Raw genomic sequence first — 23,609 nt, 5'->3', positions numbered from 1 at the left:
TACTGCCGTTTCTAGGTTCAAGGACTGACCCCCATGGCTTTCACGCTCGACCAGCTCAACACCGCCGCCCTGCCGGACGCCGGGCGCATGCTCGACGGCATCTACGAGCACACACCCTGGATCGCCGCCGAGGCGCTGAAGGCGCGCCCGTTCAAGTCCCTGGCCCACCTCAAGCACGCCCTGGTCGCCGCGCTCGACCAGGGCGGCGTGGACGCGCACCTGGCCCTGATCCGCGCCCACCCCGAGCTGGCTGGCAAGGCCATGGTCGCGAAGACGCTGACGGCCGAATCGACCCACGAGCAAGGCCGGGCCGGCCTGACCGAGTGCACGCCCGAGGAATTCGCGCGCATCCAGCAGCTCAACGCCGGCTACAACGCCAAGTTCGGCTTCCCGTTCATCCTGGCCGTGCGCGGGCCGCGCGGCACCGGGCTGGGCAAGGCGCGGATCATCGACACCTTCGCCCGCCGCCTGGGCCACCACCCCGACTTCGAGCGCGCCGAGGCGCTGCGCCAGATCCACCGCATCGCCGAGATCCGCCTGGCCGACCGCTTCGGCGCCGAACCCACGCTGGGCAACGACGTGTGGGACTGGCACGAGAAGCTGGCCCGGCACAGCGACCCCGGCTTTGCCGAGGCGGGCCAGCTCACCGTCACCTACCTCACCGACGCGCACCGCGCCTGTGCCCAGCGCATCGGCCAGACCATGCACGACGCCGGCTTCGACGAGGTGCACGTCGACGCCGTGGGCAACGTGGTCGGCCGCTACAAAGCCGACCCCGCCGTGCCCGACCCCCGGACGCTGATGACCGGCAGCCACTACGACACGGTGCGCAACGGCGGCAAGTACGACGGGCGGCTGGGCATCTTCGTGCCCATCGCCTGCGTGCGCGAGCTGGCGCGCGCCCGGCGGCGCCTGCCCTTCGACTTCGAGGTGATCGGTTTCGCCGAGGAGGAAGGCCAGCGCTACAAGGCCACCTTCCTCGGCTCCGGCGCGCTGATCGGCGACTTCCGTGCCGAATGGCTCGACCAGCAGGACGCGGACGGCATCACCATGCGCCAGGCCATGCGGCACGCCGGCCTGTGCGTGGACGACATTCCCAAGCTGCGGCGCGATCCGGCGCGCTACCTGGGCTTCATCGAGGTCCACATCGAGCAGGGCCCGGTGCTGAACGAGCTGAACCTGCCGCTGGGCGTGGTCACCTCCATCAACGGCAGCGTGCGCTACCTGGGCGAATACGCCGGCCAGGCCAGCCACGCCGGCACCACGCCCATGGACCGCCGGCGCGACGCGGCCTGCGCCGCGGCCGAGCTGGCGCTGGTCCTGGAGCAGCGCGCCGCCCGCGACGGCGACTCGGTCGCCACCATGGGCCTGCTTCAAGTCCCCGGCGGCTCGATCAACGTCGTGCCCGGCCGCTGCGCCTTCAGCCTGGACCTGCGCGCCACCACCGACACGCAGCGCGACGCGCTGGCCGCCGACGTGCTGGCCCGGGCGCGCGAGATCGCCGAGCGCCGCGGCGTGGCCTGCACGCTGGAGGAAACCATGCGCGCCAGCGCCGCCCCCAGCGCCCCCGCCTGGCAACGGCGCTGGGAAGCCGCGGTCGAATCCACCGGCCTGCCCGTCTTCCGCATGCCCAGCGGCGCCGGCCACGACGCCATGAAGCTGCACGAGGTCATGCCCCAGGCCATGCTGTTCGTGCGCGGCGAGAACAGCGGCATCAGCCACAACCCGCTCGAATCGACCACCGCCGAGGACATGCAGCTCGCCGTGCAGGCCCTTCAGCACCTGCTGGAGGGCGTGGCGCGGGACTTGCATCCATTACCATAGCTGCTCGCGCAGTATCCATGCGGTCTACAGCCATTTTTCGTTCAAAAATAACCATGCCGCCTACCCCCGACACCCACGCCCGGCTCGACGCCTGGATCGACCAGCACTTCGACGAGCAGGTGCGCTTCCTGCAGCAACTGGTGCAGGTGCCCACCGACACCCCGCCCGGCGACAACGCGCCGCACGCTGAAGCAACAGCCGAGCTGATCCGCGCCTGGGGTTTCGAGGCCGAGCGGCACCCCGTGCCCGCGCAGGACGTGCGGGACTACGGCATGCAGAGCATCACCAACCTGATCGTGCGCCGCCCCTATGGCGACGGCGGCCCCACCGTGGCGCTGAACGCCCACGGCGACGTGGTGCCCCCCGGCGAGGGCTGGACGCGCGAGCCCTACGGCGCGCAGATCGAGGACGGGCAGCTGTACGGCCGCGCCTCGGCCGTCAGCAAAAGCGACTTCTCCACCTTCACCTTCGCCGTGCGCGCGCTGGAGGCCGTGGCCAAGCCCACCCACGGCGCCGTCGAGCTGCACTTCACCTACGACGAGGAATTCGGCGGCGAGCTGGGCCCCGGCTGGCTGCTGAAGCACGGCCTGACGAAGCCCGACCTGATGATCGCCGCCGGCTTCAGCTACGAGGTGGTCACCGCCCACAACGGCTGCCTGCAGATGGAGGTGACCGTGCACGGCAAGATGGCCCACGCCGCCGTGCCCGACACCGGCGTCGATGCGCTGCAGGCGGCGGTGCACGTCATGAACGCCCTGTACGCCGAGAACACGGCGTACCGGCAGGTCACCTCCGGCGTGCCGGGCATCCGGCACCCCTACCTCAACATCGGCCGCATCGAGGGCGGCACCAACACCAACGTGATCCCCGGCAAGGTGGTGCTCAAGCTCGACCGCCGCATGATCCCCGAGGAGCAGCCCGCCGAGGTCGAGGCCCGCCTCCGCCAGGTCATCGCCGACGCCGCGGCCGGCTTCAACCGGTGGCGCGGCGTGTCGGGCGACGACGCGGTGCGCGTGGACATCCGGCGCCTGCTGCTGGCCCGCGCGATGACGCCGCTGCCCGGCAACGCGCCGCTGGTGGACGCCCTCCAGAAGCACGGCGAGGCCGTGTTCGGCGACAGGCCGCCCGCCGTCGGCACGCCGCTGTACACCGACGTGCGCCTGTACGTGGAGCGCGGCATCCCCGGCGTGATCTACGGCGCCGGCCCGCGCACCGTGCTGGAGAGCCACGCCAAGCGCGCCGACGAGCGCGTGGACCTGCAGGACCTGCGCCGCGCGACCAAGGTGATCGCCCGCACCCTGGCCGACCTGCTGCAGTCTTCATAGCTGGCCGCGCTCGGCCTGCAGCACGTGCTGGTGATGTACGCCGGCGCCGTCGCCGTGCCGTTGATCGTCGGCCGCGCCCTCAAGCTCAGCCCCGACGAAGTGGCCATGCTGATCTCGGCCGACCTGTTCTGCTGCGGCATCGCCACGCTCATCCAATCGCTGGGCATGACGCAGTGGTTCGGCGTGCGCCTGCCGGTGATGATGGGCGTGACCTTCGCCGCCGTCGGCCCCATGGTGGCCATCGCCAACGGCAACCCCGGCACCGACGGGGCGCGCATGCTGTTCGGCGCCATCATCGGCGCCGGCGTCATCTCGATCCTGATCGCGCCGCTGATCAGCCGGATGCTGCGCTTCTTCCCGCCCGTGGTGACGGGCACCATCATCGCCGTGATCGGCATCAACCTGATGCGCGTGGGCATCAACTGGATCTTCGGCAACCCCGTCGGCCCCACGGCGCCGCTGATGGTGCCGCCCGACCACACCGAATGGCTGAGCACCGTGCGCAGCGCGGCGGCGGCCGGCACGCCGGGCTTCCCGCCCGTGCCCCCGGGCGTGGCGCTGGCGCCCACCGTGCCCAACCCGCGCTACGCGGCGCTGCCGGGCGTGGCCGTCTCGGCCGTCGTGCTGGCCTCGATCCTGCTGATCGCCAAGTTCGCCAAGGGCTGCCTGGCCAACATCTCGGTGCTGGTCGGCATCGTGGTGGGCGGCATCGTCGCCACCGCCGCCGGCATGATGACCTTCGACAAGGTCGGCAAGGCGTCCTGGGTGGACGTGGTGCTGCCGTTCCACTTCGGCGCGCCGATCTTCGAGCCGGTCATGGTCCTGACGATGACGCTGATCATGGTGGTGGTGATGATCGAATCGACCGGCATGTTCCTGGCCCTGGGCCAGATGACCGACCGCGCCGTGGACCAACCCATGCTGGCGCGCGGCCTGCGCACCGACGGCCTGGGCACGCTGATCGGCGGCATCTTCAACACCTTCCCCTACACCAGCTTCTCGCAGAACGTGGGCCTGATGGCGGTGACGGGCGTCAAGAGCCGCTTCGTCCGCGTGGCCGGCGGCGTGATCCTGATCGTGTTGGGCCTGCTGCCCAAGATGGCGGCGCTGGTCGAGTCGCTGCCCACCGTGGTGCTGGGCGCCGCCGGGCTGGTGATGTTCGGCATGGTGGCGGCCACCGGCATCCGCATCCTGGGCGGCGTCAACTTCGCCACCAACCGGCACAACGCGCTGATCGTGGCCCTGTCCATCGGCATCGGCATGATCCCGCTGCTGGCGCCCAGCTACTCGCAGTGGATGCCGCACGCCATCCACCCGCTGATCGAATCGGGCATCCTGCTGGCCTCCATCGCCGCCGTGCTGCTGAACCTGCTCTTCAACGGCACACAGGGCGACGCCGAGGGCGCCATCCGCGCGGCGCGGCAGGCCGAGGCGCACTGAAACGTCTGTTGCAATCGTTTTTGGCCTCTAGCCTTTATGGATATTGCGTTTCCAGCTATTTATTAAATAGCATCACGGGGTGCCGCAACCCCGAACCTCGATCTCCTGACAGCACGCTGTCAGGAGGGGGCGCGCAGCATCGGGGCTCTTCAACCCTTCAAGGAGCCCCTCATGCAGAACGCCAACACCTGGTTCGAGATTCCGGTCCGCGACCTGGCCGCCGCCCAGCGCTTTTACGAAACCCTGCTCGGCCGGCCCATGCGCGGTGCCGAGGACCTCGGCGGCGAACACATGGCCGTGTTCGCGCACGACCAGCCTGGCGCCGGCGGCTGCCTGGTGCAGCGCGACGGCCACCGCGCCGTGCACGGCGGCACGCTGGTCTACCTGGACAGCGCGCCCAGCGTGCAGACCGCGCTCGACCGCGCCCAAGCCGCCGGCGGCCGGGTGGCCACGCCGCGCACGCTGATCGCGCCGGGCATCGGCTACTTCGCCCATGTCGAGGACATCGACGGCAACCTGGTCGGCCTGCATGCGCCCGAATGAAGCCTGCGCCGCCATGGACCCGCAAGCCTTCTTCTGGCGCGTGATGGCCGGCGAGCTGCCGCCGCCCCGCGCCGTCCAGACCCTCGGCGGGCGGATCGTGCGCGTGGACGCCGAGGCCGGCATCGTGGAGACGACGTTCCAGGCGCCGGACGCCTTTGCCAACCCGATGGGCCACGTCCAAGGCGGGTTCCTGGCCGCCATGCTCGACGACACCCTGGGGCCTGCGCTGGCCGCGACCCTGGCGCGCGGCCAATTCGCGCCGACGCTGCAATTGACCGTCACCTTCCTGCGCAGCGCGAGGATCGGCCTGCTGCACGGCACCGGGCGCGTGCTGCGGCGCGGCCGGGAGGTCTGCCACCTGGCCGGTGAACTGCGGCAGGACGGCGAAGTGGTGGCGTCGGCCCTGGCCACGGCGCTGGTGCGTCAGGCCGGGCCGCGCCAGGCCGCGTCCTGATCCGGCGCGCACGGGGCGATACATTCACCTCACCGCCGCCCTCGCCTGCTGCCAGCCCACCCGCCATGCGCCGCGCCGACCGCCTGTTCCAGATCGTGCAGCTCATCCGCGGCCGCCGGCTCACCACGGCGGCTTTCCTGGCGCGGCGGCTGGAGGTGTCGGAGCGCACCATCTACCGCGACGTGGCCGACCTGCAGCGCCAGAGCGTGCCGATCGAGGGCGAGGCCGGCATCGGTTACCGGCTGGGCGCCGGCTTCGATCTGCCGCCCATGATGTTCACGCAGGATGAGGCCCGCGCCCTGGCCGCCGCCGCGCGGCTGGCGCAGAGCTGGCTGGACCCCGGCATGGCCGGCGACGTGGAAAGCGCGCTGGGCAAGATTCTGTCGGTGCTGCCACCGTCGGCGCGCGCCGCCGCCGAGGCCCTGGCCCTGTTCGCCCTGCCGGTGTCGCGGGACGCCGCCACGCGCGAGCGCCTGCAAACCCTGCGCGAGGCGGTGCAGTCGCGCCACAAGCTGCGCCTGGACTACCGCGACGTGAACGAAGCAGCCACCCGGCGCACGGTGCGCCCACTGGGCTGCTTCTACTGGGGCAAGGTGTGGACGCTGGCCGCGTGGTGCGAGCTGCGGCAGGACTTTCGCAGCTTCCGGGTCGACCGCATCGACGCGGCGCAGGTGCTGCCGGAGCGCTTCGCCGACGAGCCCGGCAGGACGCTGGCCGACCTGCTGCGCCGCCTGCGGGAGCGCCGGCCGCCGCCCGATCCAGCGCAGGATGCTATTGAATAAATAGCTTCTAACGCTTATCCCATGAGTGCTTCTGGTCGATTTCATCCAGAACAGCAAAACGAAGCGCCGCGCCTTCCGGCCGCGAGGCTTGCAAGGGCAGCGGCGTACGCGGAAGTGGCCGATGGTGGTCAGCAAGACGTGGCTCCAGCGCTCGCCCATCAAGCGCCGGAAGCTAATCTTTTGGAAGCACCAGCGGTTTCGCCCACCGGCCTTCCGGCAGTGAGCGCGCTCCCCATCGATGCCGCCACGATGCACGCGATGGCCAGCCACTGCGCAGGGCTCAGGTGCTCGCCCAGCAAGCCCATGGCCAGCACGGCGGCCACGGCGGGTTCCATGCTGATCATGATGCCGAACGCCTCCTTGGGCAGGCGCTTCAGCGCCATCATCTCCAGCGAAATCGGGATGGCGCTGGAGACGGCCGCCACCAGCAGGCCCGCCAGCAGCACGCTGGGCGACAGCAGCGAGGCGCCCGCGTGGGCCACGCCCACCGGCACCACCACCAGCGCGGCCACCAGCAGGCCCAGCGAGACGGAATGGCCCGCGTGCAGGTGCCCGGCGCGCTTGCCGAACACGATGTACAGCGCCCAGAACACGGCGGCGGCCAGCGCATGGAGCACGCCCACCGGGTCCAGCGTGCTGCCGTTCAGGCCCAGGGGCAGCAGCAGGCCCAGCCCGGCGATGGCCAGCGCCACCCAGGCGAAGTCCACCGCGCGGCGGGACGACCAAATGGCCACCGCCAGCGGCCCGGCGAACTCGATGGCCACGGCCAGGCCGAACGGCAGCGTGCGCAGCGACAGGTAGAACATCAGGTTCATGCCGCCCAGCGCCGCGCCGTAGCAGGCAATGGCGGTGGCGTCCGCGCGCGAGAGCCGCCAGCGCCAGGGGCGCCACAGCAGCAGCAGCAGCACGGCGGACAAGCCCACGCGCACGGCCGTGGTGCCCTGCGCGCCCACCGCCGGAAACAGCAGTTGCTTGGCCCAGGACGTGCCCACGCCCAGCGCCGTGACGGAGCCCAGGACGGCCAGGAAGGGGGTGAATCGTTGGAGACGGGAAGCACTCATGCGCAAAAATGTAGCTGGGCGCCGTGCTGCAGCGCAGGCGTAGTCGATCCTGGTTGCCTCTCCTGCAAGCCATCGGCTGGAGTTGACCTTCAGCGACCACGCACGCGGCATTTTTGACGGCGCCGCCTATCTCTCCAGCCGCCAGGGCCCCCTGCTCGAAGCCCTGCGCACCCCGGCCTACTTCGCCCGTTGCTTCATTGACGCCGGCGCCCCATGCTGGCCCAACGGACTGGCGTTGTCGGCTGCGCCGCTGCACGAGTTGATCGAAGCTGAACAGACCACCTGACTTTGGACAGTGCCAGCTCAACCGCCCAGCGGGCGCAGCAGTTCGGCCACGTCGCCTTCCGTGAACAGCGGCTGCTCGCGCGCGGCGGCGCCCGTCAACAGTCCCTGCGCCAGCGCGGCCTTGCGCTCCTGCAGTGCCAGGATGCGCTCCTCTATCGTGCCCTCGGCCACCAGCTTGTAGGCCATGACCTGGCGCGTCTGCCCCATGCGGTGGGCGCGGCCCGTGGCCTGGGCTTCGACGGCGGGGTTCCACCACGGGTCGTAGTGGATGACGGTGTCGGCCTGGGGCAGGTTCAGCCCGGTGCCGCCCGCCTTCAGGCTGATGAGGAACAGCGGCACCTCGCCGCTGGTGAAGCGCGCGATGGCCTCGTCGCGCTTTTGCGTCTGGCCGGTGAGCTTGGTCCAGGCAAGGCCCGCGGCCTGCAGCTCGGCCTCGATCAGCGTGAGCATGCTGGTGAACTGCGAGAACAGCAGCACGCGCCGCCCTCCGGCCAGCAGTTCGGGCAACAGTTCCATCAGCAGGCCGAGCTTGGCCGATGCAGGGGCCTTGGCGGTGGCCGGCAGGGTCTTGACCAGGCGCGGGTCGCAGCAGACCTGGCGCAGTTTCAGCAGCGCATCGAGCACCTGGATCTGCGAGCGCGCCAGGCCCTTGGCGGCCAGCGCTTCGCGCACGGCTTTTTCGGTGGCCAGGCGGATGGTTTCGTACAGGTCGGCCTGCTTGCTGGCCAGCGTGACGCGGGTGACGCTCTCGATCAGCGGCGGCAGCTCCTGGGCCACCACGTCCTTGGTGCGCCGCAGCATGAAGGGGGTGACGCGCTGGCGCAGCCGGGCCAGGGCGTCGGTGTCGCCCAATTTCTCGATGGGCGTGCGGAACAGTTCGCCAAAGCGCTTGTGGCTGCCCAGAAAGCCGGGCATGAGGAAGTGGTACAGGCTCCACAGCTCGCCCAGGTGGTTTTCGAGCGGGGTGCCGGTCAGCGCCAGGCGCTGGCGTGCGTCGAGCGCGCTGACGACCTGGGCCGCGTGGGTGGTGGCGTTCTTGATGTGCTGGGCTTCGTCCAGCACGACGATGTGCCAGGGCTGCGCCAGCCAGCGCTCCTTGTCGCGCTGCAGCAGGGAGTACGGGGCGATGAGCAGGTCGCAGTCTTCGGCAAACGCCGTGCCGTGGCGGCCCTGGCCGTGCCACACGCGGGTGCGCAGGCTGGGGGCGAAGCGCGCGGCCTCGGCGCGCCAGTTGCCCAGCAGGCTGACGGGGGCGATGACGAGGCAGGGCCGGTCGAGCCGTCCGTCTTCTTGCTCGCGCAGCAGGTGGGCCAGGGTTTGCACGGTTTTGCCCAGGCCCATGTCGTCGGCCAGCACGCCGCCCAGGTGGTGAGCGCGCAGGAACTGCAGCCAGTTCAGGCCCTGGCGCTGGTAGGGGCGCAGCTCGGCTTGCAGGCTGGCGGGCACGGCCACGTCGGGCAGCGCGCCCGCGCCGGTCAATTGGCCCAGCATGTCGCGCAGCTGCGCGGCACCGCTCCAGGCCACGCCATCGCCCAGCGATGCGGCCAGGCGCAGGGCTTCCAGGCGCGACAGGCGCAGGCTGTCGCCGTCGGTGGCGTGGTCGCCCACCAGCTCCAGCAGCACGCGCAGCCAGGGCAGCAGCGGGGCCGAGGGCACGCGCAGCCAGCGGCCGTCTTCGCGCTCTTGCCACAGCCACGGGGGCAGTTGCGGGCCGTCGGGCGTCCACTGCACGCGGCCCAGCCAGCCGGGCAACCAGGGCAGGACGTTGAGGCGCTCGCCTGCGATCTCCAGGCCCAGGGACAGGTCGAACCACGAGCGGCCATTGGCATGGTCTTCGGGTTCGGCGACGGACACGTCCAGCGTGTCGGCGGACTGCACCAGCGCGGCGAGTTCGGGGGTCACGTCCAATTCGAAACCCGCGTTGCGCAGCGGCGCCCAGTCCTGCGCGGCCCAGTCCAGCCACCGGGTGGCGTCGGGTTGGTGAAAGCGGCCCAGCGGCCCGCCGCCGCGCAAGCCCAGCGCGTCGAGGCTGGCCAGGGCGGTGTCTTCCAGGGCCAAGTCGCGCAGGAGAAAGACGCGCTGGCCATCGTGTTCGGCCAGCACCAGCGCATCGGGCTGCGGCCACCAGCCCTGCAAACCGCCGTAGTCAAAGCGCAGATCCGCCGTCACCAGGCCCAGCGCGGCGCGGTCATGGCGCGGGGTCAGCGCCAGGGCCAGCCGGCGCATGGGCGTCACCTCGGGCCAGCGCGCGGGGGCCTGCATGCCCGGCGGCAGCGGCACGGCGGCCAGGCGGGTGAGCAGGCGATTCCGTGGATCGGTAAAGGCCGGCGCGGGCAGAGGCGGCGCGGTCAGCAGCAGGGCCAGGTGCGCATCGGCCAGGCCCGGCGCCGTGGCCGGGCCGCAGGTGCGGGTGTGCCTGTCGAGATACAGCGCGGGCGGGCCGGGGTAGATGCGGGCATCGGTGGCCGGCGCCAGCTCCCACAGCGGCGCTTGCCCGGCCAGGGTCGCGTGCTCGCGCCACGACCAATCCACGGTGCGCGGCTCGCCCCAGCGCAGGGCGTCGCCGTCGATGGCGCCCTGGGCATCGGTCAAAAACAGGCGGCCCGTGCGGGCGCACGCCTGCAGCGCCAGCGCGCCCACCGCGCCGCGCACCCAGCACTGCGTATTCGACACATAGCCGTAGCGCAGGTCGACCAAGGCTCGCACCAGCCGAATGGCGTCGCCATCGAGCGGCTGCTCGGCCCAGTGCATGTCCACGCCGTACGCGGGCTGGCGCGGCTTGGACCAACCGCCGCGCTTGAGCCGCCGCGCCGATTGCCACGCCAGTTCCAGCCCTGGCATGCCGCCGGGGCCTTGGGCTTTTTCGCGCAGCAGGTACACCGGCTCATCGCCCTGCCCTGGCGCTGGCGCCGCCGCACCACTCTCGAACCGGGCCAGCCACTGGTCCACGCGGGCCATGGCGGATGAATCCGTAACGGATGGCCCGCGCACGGATGGCGCCTGGCGCTGAGCGGTGCTTTGTAAATATTCACCCAGCTTCAGCGCCAAGGCCACCGAGTGCTTGCAGTCCACTTCCACCGGACAAGTGCAGTCGCCCTCGAACGTCTCCAGTTCGCCCGCTTCGGAAAACTCCACGCGCACCGTCGTGTCGTAAGGCTCCCACTGGCTGCCCTGCACGCTGCCATCGGCCACCCAGGCATCATCGCCGTCTTCGGCCACGATGCATTCCAGCACCTTGCGGCCCCGGAACAGGGCGCGGCCCCGGTCGAGGGTGGTGGAGGACACAAAGCCGCGCAGATCGTCGGCGTCGGAAAGAAAGGGCATCAGCGAAGAGTTTTCGATTGAATTGAACGAATCGAACGATTCGCACACAATATACGCGAAGCCACGTGCGAGGAACCGCCATGCAGACATTCACCGCCAATGAAGCCAAAACCCGGTTTGGCGAACTGATTGACCGGGTGCAGCGCGAACCTGTGCGCGTCACCCGGCGCAACCGCGTCGTCGGGGTCATGGTTTCCGCCGAGGACTATGAAGCCATGCGCGCGTTCTATGCCAACCGGCTGCGGCACCACCTGAAACAAAGCGCCAGCGACGCCGCCGCACAGGGCTTGACAGACGAAACGCTGGAACAGTTGCTGACCGATGAGAGTTGAGCGCGCCGTCATCGACACCAATGTCCTGATCAGCGCCGCACTATCGCCACGCTCCGCGCCCACGCACATCGTCGACGGTTTGCTGGAGCACGCCACGCTGATGTTTTCGCGCGAGACTTTCGAGGCGTTGGAGACCAGGCTCTGGCGCCCCAAATTCGACCGCTATCTGGACATGGAACGCAGGCGTTTGCTGCTGCACGACTTTGCGGCGGCGGCGCTCTGGGTGGAACTGCCTGCGCCCCCCCGAGAACAGTACAGCCGCGATCCCGATGACGATGTGTTCGTCCACACGGCCCTGCATGGCAGTGCCCAATGGCTCATCAGCGGTGACCGGGATTTGCTGGAACTGCCATATGGCCTCGGCGTTGAAATTCTGTCGCCCGCGCAGGCATTGGAGCAGTGGCGGCTGGGGTGAACCCATCCTCCGCGAAACGCACGAGATACAACATGCTCCCTGCCGTGACCGCGCCAAGTCAATCGCTGCTTGAATCGCCGCACGTGCCTGCGGACTGTTCTTCCAGCAAGTGGAGCCACTCACTATCAAAAAAAGAGCATCCTGCGCAGTATCGGCACCGACCTGAGGCCAAAAACACCCCAAAACCTTCGCCAGCCCGCGGCCGAACGTTCATGGGGAAAATTCAGCGGACAGAGACAGGCAAATACAGCGTCAGCGCATCGCTGTCGATATGACGGAATCTATGCGCGGCATAAAACGCGGCAGCCCGCGCATCCTTGACATCGACAATCAAGACCCTGATGCCCAGGGTCTGCCGCAGTGCCACGGCAAGGTTGGCGGCATGGCCAAGCAGCAATTGCCCGTACCCTTTTCCTTTCGCCTGCGCCGACACGGCCAGCCGCCCCAGGCGCATGGCAGGCACCGAATAGGCCGGCAGGCGTTTGCGGTCTTGCCCACTCAACTCGTGCAGGCCAAGCTGGGCGGCGGACAAGGCGCAATAGCCCAGAATCTGGACGGGCCGCGCGTCATCGACCAGCACATGATCGGTCGCAATGCCATCGCGATGGTGCTCCCTGCACGGCTGCGCAGGTAATCGTCCAACACGGCCACGCCGCATGAAAACCCGGCCCGGTCATGCAGCCGGCCATCCAATACGGTAAATGCCAGTGCCATGCGTCAGCGCTGCGCCAGCCTGGCAGCGTCTTCCATCGCCTTCTTGAGACGCTCATTGGGCTGGAACGGCGCATTGAGCGCCGCCAGAAACGCCACGGTCTCCTCGGCGCTCAGGCGAATGAAACGCTCCTGCTCATTCACCCTAAATCCGGCAGTTACCCCGCCCCTACCAGCCCTGTTGGAGGCCTGAACGGGCCGATCACGGGGGCGATGCGGTCACTGACGTAGTGCAGCAGCAGGCTCCAGGGATCGGCTGCCTTGAGCTGCTCCGCAGTTGCCTTGACGTGCTTCAAGGCCGCACGGATGTTGGCGATCAGCGATTTGAGCAGCGTGGCCTTGCCGTGCAGCGGCGTCAGGTACAGCATGGTCTGCCCGCCGCTAGGTGCAGCCCGGCCCACCGCGGCGAGCAACAGCGGGCGACTGGTGATCGCCTCCATGCGCTGCGTTGGGTTGGCTGAGCGGCAGTACCAACTCCACCAGTTGTAGACCAGCGCGCAAGCGCGTGCCGTACTCTGGCAGCGGTTGATGTCCTGCGTGGTGAAGCCCGACAGGCCCCACTGGTTCTTCAACTCGTCGAAGCCGTTTTCGCAGTCAGCCCGGTCGCGATAGAGCTGGCCGATGGCCTCGATTGGATGGGCCACATCGGTGACCAGCACCGCGTACTCCCACAGCCGCTCGCCCTCGCAGACGCTGGCCTGCGGATCCAGACGCAATTGCCCATCCTCCATGCGCCGCTCGCGCGCAACGCCTCCTCGCACACGCTGGCGCACGATAACCATCCGGCGCTTTTTGCTCCAGCCGTGCAGCTGCAGCCAGTCCTCGGTCATCTGGCAGCCGTGGCTGTCGGCGCGGCTCCAGTCCTGGCGCTCGAACTGGCGTGCCACCAGGCGCTGCACGTTGGCCGTCTGGCGCAGGCGCAAGAGGTAGGGTTGATTGCGCTGCTCCAGCTCCAGCAGGATGCCTTCGTTGCCGTAGCCCGAGTCGCCGCGCACCAGCGTCGGGCGTTGCGCCTCCAACTCGTCGAGCAGGCGGCCCAGGGCCGCCTTGGCATGCAAGCTGGTGTGCTGCTTGCCCGCGCTGACCTGCACGTCCAGCACCAGGCGCAGGTTGCCCACCCAGAAGGTGTGCAGCACGTGGCCGGGACGCCCCGGCTTGGCCGGGTTGTCGCCCAGTTGGGCGCCTTCCTGGCGCCCGTACAGGGGCTTGATGCTGGCGTCGATGTCCAGCACCCAGGGCTTGTTCAGCGCCGGGCGCACCGAGTGCATGAGCGCCGCTCGCATCCAGCTCGTACTTGATGGCTCGTCGATGCGCGCGAGCGCCCGGCGCAGGGCATCTTCGCTGACGATTTTGTGCATGCCCAGGGTCTGGGCAGCCAGCGCATCGCCTCTCAGTGCCGTGATGTGCGCGTAGCGCCGGTGGCCGGCCAGCAGCCCGAGCATCAGGGTGCCCAGCACGTCGCGCTTGTGGGGAGCGTTGCCGCTGCGGTATTCCAAAGGGCACGTCGACACCCAGCGATCGAACACACCGGTGGCGGCAAGAAATTCGGCAAAGAACACCAACTGGCCGTGTGGCGTGGCCGCCGCACCTTCTTCCCAGCGCACGTGCATGCGCCCGCCCAGTGTGTCCACCACCTGTGGCTGTGTCATCTGCTCGCCGCCCATCTCGGCCACTCGGGCCTTGTTTGTCGATTCACCCATGGAGTGAGTCTGCCAAATCACCGCAAGACCTCACCAGTGATGGTTCTGCGGGCTATTCGGACGGGGGAACTGCTGGATTTAGGTTCACCCGCTCGGCCTCGCGCAAAGCGGTCTGGACGATGAACTGGTTCAGGGTCGCCCCCGGCAGGCTGGCGGCCAGCTCCAGCGTTTCCTGCACGGCCAGCGGCACCCGGGCCGTGATGCGACCGCGATCAAGCGATGCGGTTGGCCAACGACACATCGGCCAAGGCGCCGCCCAATTCGTCCGACACGCGCAGCGTGCGCGCCTGCGCCAGTTGCCGCACCTGCGGCGCGATCAGGATGCCCGACGCCGTGAACACCGTGCGCCCGCCCTCGCGCAGACGCCGCCAGGGCTGGGCCGGGCGGGCGTGCAGCCAGGCGCCGCCCACGTCCAGCACGATCCGCGCCGGCACGCCCACCGGGTACAGCCGCAGCCGCGCGGCGTTGCCCGCGTGCCACGTCACCTCCAGCCGCACGGCCACGGCCGCCTGCCCATCGGCCAAAGGGGCAGCGTCATCACAACCGTGCGGCTGGCAGACGCAGACCCATTTCAGCCACATAGGCGGCGGTGCGGCGCCGCCCAGCACGCCGGGGGCGCCATCGCCCCCGGCAGGCTGCCGCCGCCGCTGTCGAAGGCAATGACCGGGAACGGCCGCAGCTCTGCGCCCGCGCGCTGGGAGTTTTGGCGGGCAGCTTGCAAAAACGCCTGCAGGCGCTGTGCCGAATCCGGCTGAACGCGCCCTTGTGCAAGCACCTGCGACGCGCAAAAGCTGGCGGAACCGGCGCAAGGCCAGAACACGCGGTAGCGCATGGGGGCATCCTGCGCGGCAGGCGCACAGGCAGGCGCGCATGGAGACTGTGGACAGGAATGGCATGGCCCAACCGCCTACAACGCCATCGGCTTGATTTTGAGTCGCCGCGCATGGCGCGCCATGGCCACGTCCAACGTGGCGATGCTTTTGGTGGCAGCCCGCTCGGCACAGGCCAGGTGCAGCGCATCGCCGGCACGCACGCCACTGGCGGCGTCCATGGTCCATTGCGCGGCGCGATGAAAATCCACAGGCTCGACAGACAGCAGCCGCAGGTCGTTGCTCGCCAAGCGCTCAAACCGCCCCCAGGCCGCGCGCGCCTGCGCCGCATCGATCTGCGCCGTGCGCTGCTTCAGGCCCAGCACGCTGGCGAACTCCGTCACACACCATGCAGCAGACACCAGTTCGCTGCGGGTGGCGGCGTACCAGGCAGCCACCCCTGCACTGCCGGTCTCGTTGACGATCAGCGCCACGATGACGCTGGTATCCACGTAGATCATCTTTCAGTACCGGGCATCGCCGCGCAGTTGTTCGAGCACGGACTGCCCCATCGGCAGCGCTTCGCGCGCGGCGGCCAGTTCGGCGGCGAAGGCGCGACGACTCCATGCAGCCGGGCGAATGGTGAACGCGCCATCCAGCGCCAGCCGCGCATCGACGCTGTCGCCTTCTCGCCATCCGAAGCTGCGCACCACTTCCGCTGGCAGGCGCATCGCCAGGCTGTTGCCCCACTTGGCTATTTGCAGATGCATGGCATTTTCTCCCTATGTATCTACATTATCGTAGACACAGTTAGAAAACAAAACCCCCGCCAGCTTCCGCCAGCGGGGGTTTTGCTCAAGCGTTCAGCCGATCAGGCGGCAACGCCCTTCGCCACGTCCGCGTATTCCTCGATCTGGTCGAAGTTCATGTAGCGGTACACGCTGGCCTTGTCCGCGTCGATGACGCCCATCTCCTTGAGATATTCCTCCTTGGTGGGCAGCCTGCCGAGGCGCGAGGCGATGGCGGCCAGTTCGGCCGAGCCCAGGAACACGTTGGTGTTCTTGCCCAGGCGGTTGGGAAAGTTGCGGGTGCTGGTGCTGATCACCGTCGCTCCCTCGCGCACCTGCGCCTGGTTGCCCATGCACAGCGAGCAGCCGGGCATCTCGGTGCGCGCGCCGGCGGTGCCGAAGGCGGCGTAGTGGCCTTCCTTGATCAGTTCGCTCTCGTCCATCTTGGTCGGCGGCGCAACCCACAGCTTGACGGGGATGTCGCGCTGGCCGCCCAGCAGCTTGGCCGCCGCGCGGAAGTGGCCGATGTTGGTCATGCACGAGCCGATGAAGGCTTCGTCGATCGAGGTGCCAGCCACTTCGGACAGGAACTTGGCGTCGTCCGGGTCGTTAGGGCAGCAGACGATGGGTTCCTTGATGTCGGCCAGGTCGATCTCGATGACGGCGGCGTACTCGGCGTCCTTGTCCGCTTCGAGCAGGCTCGGGTTGGCCAGCCAGGCTTCCACCTTCTCGATGCGGCGTTGCAGGGTCTTGGCGTCGGCGTAACCGTCGGCGATCATGTTCTTCATCAGCACGATGTTGCTGGTGAGGTATTCCTTGATCGGCGCGGGGTTGAGCTTGATGGTGCAGCCGGCGGCGGAGCGCTCGGCCGACGCGTCGGACAGCTCGAACGCCTGCTCCACCTTCAGGTCAGGCAGGCCCTCGATTTCGAGGATCTTGCCAGAGAAGGCGTTGATCTTGCCGGCCTTGGCCACGGTGAGCAGGCCCGCCTTGATGGCGTACAGTGGGATCGCGTGCACCAGGTCGCGCAGGGTCACCCCGGGCTGCATTTCGCCTTTGAAGCGCACCAGGATGGATTCGGGCATATCGAGCGGCATGACGCCGGTGGCGGCGCCGAAGGCCACGAGGCCGGAGCCCGCAGGGAACGAAATGCCGATGGGGAAGCGCGTGTGCGAGTCGCCGCCCGTGCCCACGGTGTCGGGCAGCAGCAGGCGGTTGAGCCACGAGTGGATCACGCCGTCACCGGGGCGCAAGGCCACGCCGCCGCGGTTGCTGATGAAAGCGGGCAACTCGCGGTGGGTTTTCACGTCCACGGGCTTCGGATACGCCGCCGTGTGGCAGAAGGACTGCATCACCATGTCGGCCGAGAAGCCCAGGCAGGCCAGGTCCTTCAGTTCGTCACGCGTCATGGGGCCGGTGGTGTCCTGACTGCCCACGGTGGTCATGCGCGGCTCGCAGTAGGTGCCGGGGCGGATGCCCTGGCCTTCGGGCAGGCCGACGGCGCGGCCGACCATTTTTTGCGCCAGCGTGAAACCGGCCTTGGTTTCGGCGGGCGCCTGCGGCAGGCGGAACGCGGTGGAGGCCGGCAGGCCCAGGAACTCGCGCGCCTTGGCGGTGAGCGAGCGGCCAATGATCAGGTTGATGCGGCCGCCGGCGCGCACTTCGTCGAACAGCACGTCGCTCTTGAGCTGGAACTCGGCCACGGTCTCGCCGTTCTTGACCAGCTTGCCGTCGTAGGGCAGCACGTCGATCACGTCGCCCATTTCGAGCTTGGACACGTCCACCTCGATGGGCAGCGAGCCGGAGTCTTCCTGCGTGTTGAAGAAGATGGGGGCGATCTTGCCGCCCAGCGTGACGCCGCCAAAGCGCTTGTTGGGCACGAAGGGAATGTCCTGGCCCGTGGCCCAGACGATGCTGTTGGTAGCCGACTTGCGCGAAGAACCCGTGCCGACCACGTCGCCCACGTAGGCCACCAGGTGGCCCTTCTTCTTCAGGTCGTCGATGAACTGCATCGGTCCGCGCTTGCCATCTTCCTCGGGCTTGAAGGCCGCGTCGGGGCGGGTGTTCTTCAGCATGGCCAGGTAGTGCAGCGGGATGTCGGGGCGGCTCCAGGCGTCGGGCGCGGGCGAGAGGTCGTCGGTGTTGGTCTCGCCGGGCACCTTGAAGACGGTGACGGTGATCTTCTTGTCGACTTCGGGGCGCGAGGTGAACCACTCGGCATCGGCCCACGACTGCATCACTTCCTGGGCCTTGGCGTTGCCGGCCTTGGCCTTGGCGGCGACGTCGTTGAAGAAGTCGAACATGAGCAGCGTCTTCTTCAGCGCCTCGGCGGCCACGGCGGCCACTTCAGGGTCGTCCAGCAGTTCGATCAGCGGGTGCACGTTGTAGCCGCCCACCATGGTGCCCAGCAGCTCGGTGGCCTTGGCCTTGCTGATGAGGCCGACCTGGATGTCGCCGTGCGCCACGGCGGCCAGGAACGATGCCTTGACCTTGGCCGCATCATCCACGCCCGGCGGCACGCGGTGGGTCAGTAGGTCGAGCAGGAACGCTTCCCCGCCCGCAGGCGGGCTCTTGATCAGCTCGATCAACTCGGCCACCTGCTTGGCGTCGAGTGGCAGCGGGGGAATGCCAAGCGCGGCGCGCTCGGCGACGTGGTCACGGTAGGCTTTCAGCATTTTCATCTCCTGGAAAACAAACTTTTCACTCTTTTGCGCCAGTCGTGGGTCTGGCGGCTTGTCGCGCCGCGCGCCAGGGACAACGTCAATTCTTGACGGTGCCCAGCAGATCGGTCGGCGGCTGCGTCTTCATGCGCGCGGCGAATTCCACCTGCGCCGGTGCCGCGCATTCGTCGGCCACGCGCTGGCCCAGCTTCTGGTTCAACAGCATCGACTTGTTGCCCAGCTGCAGCCACATGGCGCCGGCGCGCGTGTCCTCCATGCGGATCGCGCCGGTGCGGCTTTCGACCGGGTGCATGTAGTAGCTCTGCTTGCCGGTGGTGATGTGGAAGAAGCCAGGGTTCTTCTCGTCCGGCGTCACCGTCACGTTGGCGCCCAGCTCGCACTGAATCCTGCCGGTGTGCACGTTCCCCGCGATGGCCCGCTCCGCATCGGTCAGGCGTTGCGACGGGGTTTGCACTGGGGTCGCGGATTCCACGGCCTTGGCCGTGCGGGAGGGCACGGGCTTCTTGGCCGTGCTGGTGACTTTCTTCACCGGCGCCTTCTTCACGGTCTTGGCCTTGGCGGGCGCGGACGATTGGGCCTGGGCCACGCCCATCAGCAGAGCCAGCGCGGCGGCGGCGGCGACAAGGGCAAGCATTTTCATACAGCGATCATTTTCGTGAAGTATGCGGAAATGGCAATGATGACACGGACGACCCGTCAAAACCATGGGGTCACGTCCGCCGGCAGGGCCCGGCCCGTGGCGTGGGCGCGCTGCAGCACGTGCCAGAAATGGCGGTAGCTGGCGCGGTCGTGCAAGGTGTTCTGGTGGCTGATCGGCGCCCAGTCGGCCCGGGCGGCGGCCAGCAGAATGGCGCTGGCGGTGTCGATCTGCCGCTCGTCGGGCGCGAACGCCTCCAGGATGGGACGGATCTGGCTCGGGTGGATGCTCCACATGCGCGTGTAGCCCAGCTCGCGGGCGGCGCGGCGCGCGGCGTCGCGCACGGCGTCGGCGCGGCTGAACTCGGTCACGACGCAGTGCGAAGGCACCTTGCCGAACGCGTGCGCCGCGGAGGTCAGGTCCAGCTTGGCCCGCAGCACCAGGGGGTGGGTGAACTGGCCCTGCGCCCCCATGCCCTCGGCCGGAATGGCCCCCGCATGGGCCGACACGAAGTCCATCAGCCCGAAGCTGAGCGACTGCACCCGCGGGTGCGCGGCGATGTCGAAGGCACGGTGCACCGCCAGCGGCGATTCGATGAGCACGTGCAGCGGCAGCGCCGCGCCGCCCGCCGCATCGACGGCGGCCACCGCCGCCTGCACGTCGGCCACCGACTCGACCTTGGGAATCATGAGATGGCACAGGCGCCGGCCAGCGCGCCCCACCAGGGTGGCCACGTCGTCCGGAAACGCCGGGTGGTCCACCGGGTGGGCGCGCGCCGCCACGCGCATGCCCGGCGCCGCAGCCAGCGCCAACTCGGCCACCAGGGCGGCGTGCTCGGCCTCGCCGCCCACCGGCGCGCCGTCCTCGCAATCCAGCGTGACGTCAAACACACAGGTGCCGAACTCCTGCGCCATCTCGGCCTGCAGTTGCAGGCTTTTGCGCATGCGAGCCTCGACGCCGCTGTAGTGGTCGCAGACGGGCAGTTGCAGGGCGCAGCCCTGGGCACCGAGCAGCACCTGGGCAGGATGCACGCCAAAGGATGTGGCTGGAGCGGCGGTCATGGCTGGCGCTGGGCAACGATGAAGAGACGCGGAAAGGCCAGCAGCCGCCGGCCGTCGGCGCGCACACCGTAGGCCGCATCCACGCGGCGCTCGTACTCGGCCAGGAAGTCGGCCTGCAGCGCCTCGGGCAGCCCTTCGACGAAGGGCTTGAGGCCGGTGCCGCGCAGCCACTGCACGATGGCGGCCGCCGACTCCATCGGGTGCTGGTAGACGGTGTGCCAGACATCGACCGATGCGGCGCGGGCCCGCGGCGCGGCCAGCAGGTCGTAGTAGCGGCCGATGTTCAGGAGGTCGGTTCGCAGCTTGGCCGCATCGCCGATGTGCGGGGCGAAGGGCGGCAGGCCCGCGACTTCGCGCATCAGGCGGTGCGAGGGCTCCTCGCGGTTGTCGGGCATCTGGATCGCCAGCACGCCCCCAGGAGCCAGTTGGGCGAACAAGCGGGGAATCAGCGTTTCATGCGCCCCCACCCATTGCAGGGCGGCGTTGGCATAGATCAGGTCGGGCGCCGGGTCGCCCGCGGCGGGCGCCCATTCGGCGATGTCGGCCAGCGCGAAGCGGGCCTGCGGCAGTTGCTGGCGCGCGGTGGCCAGCATGGCCTGGGAATTGTCGATGCCGGTGACCTGCGCGCCGGCAAAGCGCTGCACCAGCAGCTCGGTGGAATTGCCCGGCCCGCAGCCCAGATCCACCGCATGGCGGGCATGGGCCAGCGGCACGCGCGCCAGCAACTCGGCTGCGGGGCGCGTACGCTCACTGGCAAAGCGCAGATAGAGCGCGGGATTCCAGTCGAGCATGAAGGGCCCGGAAATTACAGCAGGTGCTTGACGCCGTCTTGTTCGCCCTGCAGCTCGGCGAGGGTCTTGTTGATGCGCTCTCGCGAGAAGGCGTCGATCTCCAGGCCTTCGATGATCTTGTACTTGCCGTTCTCGGTGGTGACCGGGAAGCCGAAGATCACGTCCTTGGGAATGCCGTACTCGCCGTTGGAGGGCACGCCCATCGTGACCCACTTGCCGTTGGTGCCCAGGGCCCAGTCGCGCATGTGGTCGATGGCGGCGTTGGCGGCCGAGGCGGCAGACGACAAGCCGCGCGCTTCGATGATGGCGGCGCCGCGCTTGCCCACGGTGGGCAGGAACACGTCGGCGTTCCAGACCTGGTCGTTGATCATGTCCTTGACCGCCTTGCCGCCGATGGTGGCGAAGCGGTAGTCGGCGTACATGGTGGGCGAGTGGTTGCCCCAGACCGTGAGCTTCTCGATCTCGCCGACCTTGCCGCCGGTCTTGGCGGCGATCTGGCTGGCGGCGCGGTTGTGGTCCAGGCGCAGCATGGCGGTGAAGTTCTCGCGCGGCAGGCTGGGCGCGCTCTTCATGGCGATGTAGGCGTTGGTGTTGGCCGGGTTGCCGACCACCAGCACCTTGACGTCGCGGCTGGCGACGGCGTTCAGGGCCTTGCCCTGGGCGGTGAAGATGGCGCCGTTGATGGCGAGCAGCTCGGCGCGCTCCATGCCGGGGCCGCGGGGACGCGAACCGACCAGCAACGCGTAGTCGGTGTCCTTGAAGGCGGTCATCGGATCGCTGTGGGCGGTCATTTCAACCAGCAGCGGGAAGGCGCAATCGTCCAGCTCCATCATCACGCCCTTGAGCGCCTTCTGGGCCTTCTCATCGGGAATCTCGAGCAACTGAAGAATCACCGGCTGGTCCTTGCCCAGCATCTCGCCGGAAGCGATGCGAAACAGCAGGGCATAGCCGATCTGGCCAGCGGCACCGGTGACAGCGACGCGAACAGGCTTCTTGCTCATGAAATTTTCTCCGGATGGTTGTGATGAAAAGGATGACGGGCGATGGCCCTCGCCGGCCCCACACGGCCGGGCGCCACGGCTGTCGCGATCAACTGTGAAGTGTACCCGCGAAAACCCTCGAAAGGTCAATTTGTCTTGTGTCTTATATAAGATACCATTGCCCTGCCAGCCCACCACCCTTCCTGCCCTTATCGACCCCGACCACCGACATGGTCTCCCCCGGCCGCCCCGCCCCCCCGACCGATGCCGAACCGGCGGGCTTGGCCGCGCCCGCCTTCAGTCCGCTGTACCAGCAGATCAAGGGCCTGATCCTGCAAAGCCTGCAGCAAGGCGAATGGAAGCCGGGTGAAGTCATTCCGAGCGAGTTCGATCTGGCCGCGCGCTACAAGGTCAGCCAGGGCACGGTGCGCAAGGCGGTGGACGAACTGGCGGCGGACCATCTGCTGGTGCGTCGCCAGGGCCGCGGCACTTTCGTCGCCACCCACGCCGAGCAGCATGTGCAATACCGCTTCCTGCGCCTGCACCCGGACAGCGGCACCGTGGACAACGAAGGCCCCGCGCAGCGTGATTTCGTGGACTGCCGCCGCCAGCGGGCCAGCGCCGACGTGGCCCGCGCGCTGGGCTTGCGCGCCGGCGATCCGGTGCTGCAGTCGCGCCGGCTGCTGCGCTTTGCCGGCGTGCCCACCATCCTGGAAGACCTGTGGCTGCCCGGCGGCCCCTTCAAGGGTCTGACCGCGGAACGCCTGATGCAGTACCACGGGCCGATGTACGCGCTGTTCGAATCGGAATTCGGCGTGCGCATGGTGCGCGCCGACGAGAAAATCCGCGCCGTGCTGCCCGATGAAGGGCAGGCGTCCCTGCTCGACGTGACGCTCGGCACCCCTCTGCTCAGCGTCGAGCGCACCGCCTACACCTACAACGACGCGCCGATGGAACTGCGGCGCGGCCTGTACCGAACCGACACGCACCACTACCGCAACCAGCTCGGCTGAGAAGCGGACATGAAACGCCTCGCCAAACCCGACCATGGCCCAATGCATCGGCGCCTGGCGCGCGTCCGAAGCGCGAAAGCGGACGATGCGAGTCGGCTTTTGCGCTCCACTCCCCGGATGGCGTGCTTCATTGCAATAGAATTTGCCGGTTGTCCCGCCAAGAATTACAACGCCGTAACACCTTCCACGAGAGACTGCCCATGAGCGAAGCCGCAAAACCCCGGCCTGAATTCCGCAACATCAACATCTTCAACGACGTCCGCACCTACCGCATGCCGGTGGCGGCCCTGGTGTCGATCCTGCATCGCGTCAGCGGCGCCCTGATGTTCGTGCTGCTGCCCTTCATCATCTGGCTGTTCGACAAGTCCGTGTCGTCGGAAATCTCGTTCGGCCAGTTCACGTCCGCCTTCACCGCCGGCCTGTGGTTCTTCCCCGGCTGGTTCGTCAAACTGGTCGTGCTGGCGCTCATCTGGGCTTATCTGCACCACCTGATCGCCGGCGTGCGCCACCTGTACATGGACGCCACGCACTCGGTCACCAAGGAGTTCGGCAAGTCCTCCGCCGTGGTCACGCTGGTGGTCAGCATCGCCCTGACGGTGATCCTGGGCGCCAAGCTGTTCGGGCTGTACTGAATTTCAGGAGTAGGAGCACAA

26 protein-coding genes are annotated in these 23,609 nt (G+C 68.6%); 11 read left to right on the top strand and 15 right to left on the bottom strand.

What is annotated here, in order from left to right; all coding sequences use genetic code 11:
• The first annotated feature begins 33 nt into the window (after positions 1-33).
• From uraD to IPG65_RS14120, 6 genes are all read left to right on the top strand, one after another.
• A complete protein-coding gene (uraD, locus tag IPG65_RS14145; RefSeq protein ID WP_293190982.1) occupies positions 34-1,824 on the top strand; it encodes a 2-oxo-4-hydroxy-4-carboxy-5-ureidoimidazoline decarboxylase in 1,791 nt (596 codons plus the stop codon).
• A gap of 53 nt (positions 1,825-1,877) precedes the next feature.
• On the top strand, positions 1,878-3,149 hold the full coding sequence (locus IPG65_RS14140; RefSeq protein WP_293190980.1) for a M20/M25/M40 family metallo-hydrolase: 1,272 nt from the start codon (positions 1,878-1,880) through the stop codon (positions 3,147-3,149).
• On the top strand, positions 3,150-4,589 hold the full coding sequence (locus IPG65_RS14135; RefSeq protein WP_293192982.1) for a nucleobase:cation symporter-2 family protein: 1,440 nt from the start codon (positions 3,150-3,152) through the stop codon (positions 4,587-4,589).
• Positions 4,590-4,760: 171 nt separating this feature from the next.
• Entirely contained in the window at positions 4,761-5,132 is a 372-nt protein-coding gene (locus tag IPG65_RS14130; RefSeq protein WP_293190978.1) for a VOC family protein, read from the top strand.
• Positions 5,133-5,145: 13 nt separating this feature from the next.
• Positions 5,146-5,586, top strand: a complete 441-nt coding sequence (locus tag IPG65_RS14125) for a PaaI family thioesterase (RefSeq protein ID WP_293190976.1) — start codon at positions 5,146-5,148, stop codon at positions 5,584-5,586.
• A 65-nt stretch (positions 5,587-5,651) separates the two neighbouring features.
• Complete coding sequence (locus IPG65_RS14120) at positions 5,652-6,368, top strand: YafY family protein (protein ID WP_293190973.1); 717 nt, start codon at positions 5,652-5,654, stop codon at positions 6,366-6,368.
• 158 nt (positions 6,369-6,526) lie between these two features.
• Here IPG65_RS14120 and IPG65_RS14115 read toward each other — a convergent pair whose 3' ends face one another.
• Positions 6,527-7,429 (bottom strand): EamA family transporter, encoded by a 903-nt coding sequence (locus IPG65_RS14115; RefSeq protein WP_293190970.1) that lies wholly within the window; start codon positions 7,427-7,429, stop codon positions 6,527-6,529.
• 82 nt (positions 7,430-7,511) lie between these two features.
• Between IPG65_RS14115 and IPG65_RS14110 the strand changes: the two genes are divergently transcribed.
• The gene (locus IPG65_RS14110; RefSeq protein WP_293190968.1) at positions 7,512-7,715 is read left to right on the top strand and encodes a hypothetical protein; all 204 of its coding nucleotides are present in this window, start codon (positions 7,512-7,514) and stop codon (positions 7,713-7,715) included.
• A 17-nt stretch (positions 7,716-7,732) separates the two neighbouring features.
• Here IPG65_RS14110 and IPG65_RS14105 read toward each other — a convergent pair whose 3' ends face one another.
• Positions 7,733-11,038, bottom strand: a complete 3,306-nt coding sequence (locus tag IPG65_RS14105; RefSeq protein ID WP_293190965.1) for a DEAD/DEAH box helicase — start codon at positions 11,036-11,038, stop codon at positions 7,733-7,735.
• Positions 11,039-11,118: 80 nt separating this feature from the next.
• Between IPG65_RS14105 and IPG65_RS14100 the strand changes: the two genes are divergently transcribed.
• Positions 11,119-11,370, top strand: coding sequence for a type II toxin-antitoxin system prevent-host-death family antitoxin (locus tag IPG65_RS14100; protein ID WP_293190962.1), 252 nt, complete (start codon positions 11,119-11,121; stop codon positions 11,368-11,370).
• Entirely contained in the window at positions 11,360-11,785 is a 426-nt protein-coding gene (locus IPG65_RS14095) for a putative toxin-antitoxin system toxin component, PIN family (RefSeq protein WP_293190960.1), read from the top strand. The genes IPG65_RS14100 and IPG65_RS14095 overlap by 11 nt, the downstream gene beginning before the upstream one ends.
• A 223-nt stretch (positions 11,786-12,008) precedes the next feature.
• On the opposite strand, the gene IPG65_RS14090 is transcribed toward IPG65_RS14095, so the two are convergent.
• The 13 genes from IPG65_RS14090 to IPG65_RS14030 form a co-directional block, all read right to left on the bottom strand.
• Complete coding sequence (locus tag IPG65_RS14090; protein ID WP_293190958.1) at positions 12,009-12,365, bottom strand: GNAT family N-acetyltransferase; 357 nt, start codon at positions 12,363-12,365, stop codon at positions 12,009-12,011.
• A gap of 137 nt (positions 12,366-12,502) precedes the next feature.
• Complete coding sequence (locus tag IPG65_RS14085; protein WP_293190956.1) at positions 12,503-12,640, bottom strand: DUF1778 domain-containing protein; 138 nt, start codon at positions 12,638-12,640, stop codon at positions 12,503-12,505.
• Between the two features lie 14 nt (positions 12,641-12,654).
• Positions 12,655-14,196, bottom strand: coding sequence for a transposase (locus tag IPG65_RS14080; RefSeq protein ID WP_293190954.1), 1,542 nt, complete (start codon positions 14,194-14,196; stop codon positions 12,655-12,657).
• Positions 14,197-14,248: 52 nt separating this feature from the next.
• Positions 14,249-14,437 (bottom strand): YlcI/YnfO family protein, encoded by a 189-nt coding sequence (locus IPG65_RS14075; protein ID WP_293190952.1) that lies wholly within the window; start codon positions 14,435-14,437, stop codon positions 14,249-14,251.
• Positions 14,409-14,720: a hypothetical protein gene (locus tag IPG65_RS14070; RefSeq protein ID WP_293190950.1), complete on the bottom strand. Its 312-nt coding sequence runs from the start codon at positions 14,718-14,720 to the stop codon at positions 14,409-14,411. Before IPG65_RS14070 ends, IPG65_RS14075 begins: the two co-directional genes overlap by 29 nt.
• Before the next feature lie 47 nt (positions 14,721-14,767).
• Positions 14,768-15,028 carry a hypothetical protein gene (locus IPG65_RS14065; RefSeq protein ID WP_293190948.1) on the bottom strand — a complete coding sequence of 87 codons (261 nt, stop codon included), beginning with the start codon at positions 15,026-15,028 and terminating at the stop codon, positions 14,768-14,770.
• A gap of 75 nt (positions 15,029-15,103) precedes the next feature.
• The gene (locus tag IPG65_RS14060; RefSeq protein WP_293190947.1) at positions 15,104-15,526 is read right to left on the bottom strand and encodes a type II toxin-antitoxin system VapC family toxin; all 423 of its coding nucleotides are present in this window, start codon (positions 15,524-15,526) and stop codon (positions 15,104-15,106) included.
• A 3-nt stretch (positions 15,527-15,529) separates the two neighbouring features.
• Positions 15,530-15,769 (bottom strand): AbrB/MazE/SpoVT family DNA-binding domain-containing protein, encoded by a 240-nt coding sequence (locus tag IPG65_RS14055; protein WP_366819844.1) that lies wholly within the window; start codon positions 15,767-15,769, stop codon positions 15,530-15,532.
• Positions 15,770-15,876: 107 nt separating this feature from the next.
• Positions 15,877-18,468, bottom strand: coding sequence for a bifunctional aconitate hydratase 2/2-methylisocitrate dehydratase (gene acnB, locus IPG65_RS14050; protein ID WP_293190944.1), 2,592 nt, complete (start codon positions 18,466-18,468; stop codon positions 15,877-15,879).
• Between the two features lie 85 nt (positions 18,469-18,553).
• The gene (locus tag IPG65_RS14045) at positions 18,554-19,114 is read right to left on the bottom strand and encodes a hypothetical protein (RefSeq protein WP_293190942.1); all 561 of its coding nucleotides are present in this window, start codon (positions 19,112-19,114) and stop codon (positions 18,554-18,556) included.
• Positions 19,115-19,170: 56 nt separating this feature from the next.
• Positions 19,171-20,172, bottom strand: coding sequence for an aldolase/citrate lyase family protein (locus tag IPG65_RS14040; RefSeq protein ID WP_293190940.1), 1,002 nt, complete (start codon positions 20,170-20,172; stop codon positions 19,171-19,173).
• A complete protein-coding gene (gene tam, locus IPG65_RS14035) occupies positions 20,169-20,963 on the bottom strand; it encodes a trans-aconitate 2-methyltransferase (RefSeq protein WP_293190938.1) in 795 nt (264 codons plus the stop codon). Before tam ends, IPG65_RS14040 begins: the two co-directional genes overlap by 4 nt.
• A gap of 14 nt (positions 20,964-20,977) precedes the next feature.
• Positions 20,978-21,964, bottom strand: a complete 987-nt coding sequence (locus IPG65_RS14030; RefSeq protein WP_293190936.1) for a malate dehydrogenase — start codon at positions 21,962-21,964, stop codon at positions 20,978-20,980.
• Positions 21,965-22,173: 209 nt separating this feature from the next.
• Here IPG65_RS14030 and IPG65_RS14025 point away from each other — a divergent pair, with 209 nt between their 5' ends.
• Entirely contained in the window at positions 22,174-22,956 is a 783-nt protein-coding gene (locus IPG65_RS14025) for a GntR family transcriptional regulator (RefSeq protein WP_293190934.1), read from the top strand.
• A gap of 200 nt (positions 22,957-23,156) precedes the next feature.
• A complete protein-coding gene (gene sdhC / locus IPG65_RS14020) occupies positions 23,157-23,588 on the top strand; it encodes a succinate dehydrogenase, cytochrome b556 subunit (RefSeq protein WP_293190932.1) in 432 nt (143 codons plus the stop codon).
• Positions 23,589-23,609 lie beyond the last annotated feature (21 nt).

Origin of the sequence: Ottowia sp. (genome assembly GCF_016703145.1) — a bacterium.
Classification (GTDB): domain Bacteria; phylum Pseudomonadota; class Gammaproteobacteria; order Burkholderiales; family Burkholderiaceae_C; genus Ottowia.
This window is presented reverse-complemented; position numbering and strand designations above follow the sequence as displayed.

Excerpts from the sequence above, each read along its gene's own strand:
- IPG65_RS14030 (WP_293190936.1), bottom strand. The coding sequence starts at position 21,964 with ATGAGCAAGAAGCCTGTTCGCGTCGCTGTCACCGGTGCCGCTGGCCAG.
- IPG65_RS14095 (WP_293190960.1), top strand. The coding sequence starts at position 11,360 with ATGAGAGTTGAGCGCGCCGTCATCGACACCAATGTCCTGATCAGCGCC.
- IPG65_RS14120 (WP_293190973.1), top strand. The coding sequence starts at position 5,652 with ATGCGCCGCGCCGACCGCCTGTTCCAGATCGTGCAGCTCATCCGCGGC.
- IPG65_RS14100 (WP_293190962.1), top strand. The coding sequence starts at position 11,119 with ATGCAGACATTCACCGCCAATGAAGCCAAAACCCGGTTTGGCGAACTG.
- IPG65_RS14105 (WP_293190965.1), bottom strand. The coding sequence starts at position 11,038 with ATGCCCTTTCTTTCCGACGCCGACGATCTGCGCGGCTTTGTGTCCTCC.
- IPG65_RS14040 (WP_293190940.1), bottom strand. The coding sequence starts at position 20,172 with ATGACCGCCGCTCCAGCCACATCCTTTGGCGTGCATCCTGCCCAGGTG.
- sdhC (WP_293190932.1), top strand. The coding sequence starts at position 23,157 with ATGAGCGAAGCCGCAAAACCCCGGCCTGAATTCCGCAACATCAACATC.
- IPG65_RS14075 (WP_293190952.1), bottom strand. The coding sequence starts at position 14,437 with ATGTGTCGTTGGCCAACCGCATCGCTTGATCGCGGTCGCATCACGGCC.
- IPG65_RS14115 (WP_293190970.1), bottom strand. The coding sequence starts at position 7,429 with ATGAGTGCTTCCCGTCTCCAACGATTCACCCCCTTCCTGGCCGTCCTG.
- IPG65_RS14060 (WP_293190947.1), bottom strand. The coding sequence starts at position 15,526 with ATGATCTACGTGGATACCAGCGTCATCGTGGCGCTGATCGTCAACGAG.
- IPG65_RS14080 (WP_293190954.1), bottom strand. The coding sequence starts at position 14,196 with ATGGGTGAATCGACAAACAAGGCCCGAGTGGCCGAGATGGGCGGCGAG.
- IPG65_RS14065 (WP_293190948.1), bottom strand. The coding sequence starts at position 15,028 with ATGCGCTACCGCGTGTTCTGGCCTTGCGCCGGTTCCGCCAGCTTTTGC.
- IPG65_RS14045 (WP_293190942.1), bottom strand. The coding sequence starts at position 19,114 with ATGAAAATGCTTGCCCTTGTCGCCGCCGCCGCCGCGCTGGCTCTGCTG.
- IPG65_RS14130 (WP_293190978.1), top strand. The coding sequence starts at position 4,761 with ATGCAGAACGCCAACACCTGGTTCGAGATTCCGGTCCGCGACCTGGCC.
- IPG65_RS14140 (WP_293190980.1), top strand. The coding sequence starts at position 1,878 with ATGCCGCCTACCCCCGACACCCACGCCCGGCTCGACGCCTGGATCGAC.
- IPG65_RS14125 (WP_293190976.1), top strand. The coding sequence starts at position 5,146 with ATGGACCCGCAAGCCTTCTTCTGGCGCGTGATGGCCGGCGAGCTGCCG.
- tam (WP_293190938.1), bottom strand. The coding sequence starts at position 20,963 with ATGCTCGACTGGAATCCCGCGCTCTATCTGCGCTTTGCCAGTGAGCGT.
- acnB (WP_293190944.1), bottom strand. The coding sequence starts at position 18,468 with ATGCTGAAAGCCTACCGTGACCACGTCGCCGAGCGCGCCGCGCTTGGC.
- IPG65_RS14025 (WP_293190934.1), top strand. The coding sequence starts at position 22,174 with ATGGTCTCCCCCGGCCGCCCCGCCCCCCCGACCGATGCCGAACCGGCG.
- uraD (WP_293190982.1), top strand. The coding sequence starts at position 34 with ATGGCTTTCACGCTCGACCAGCTCAACACCGCCGCCCTGCCGGACGCC.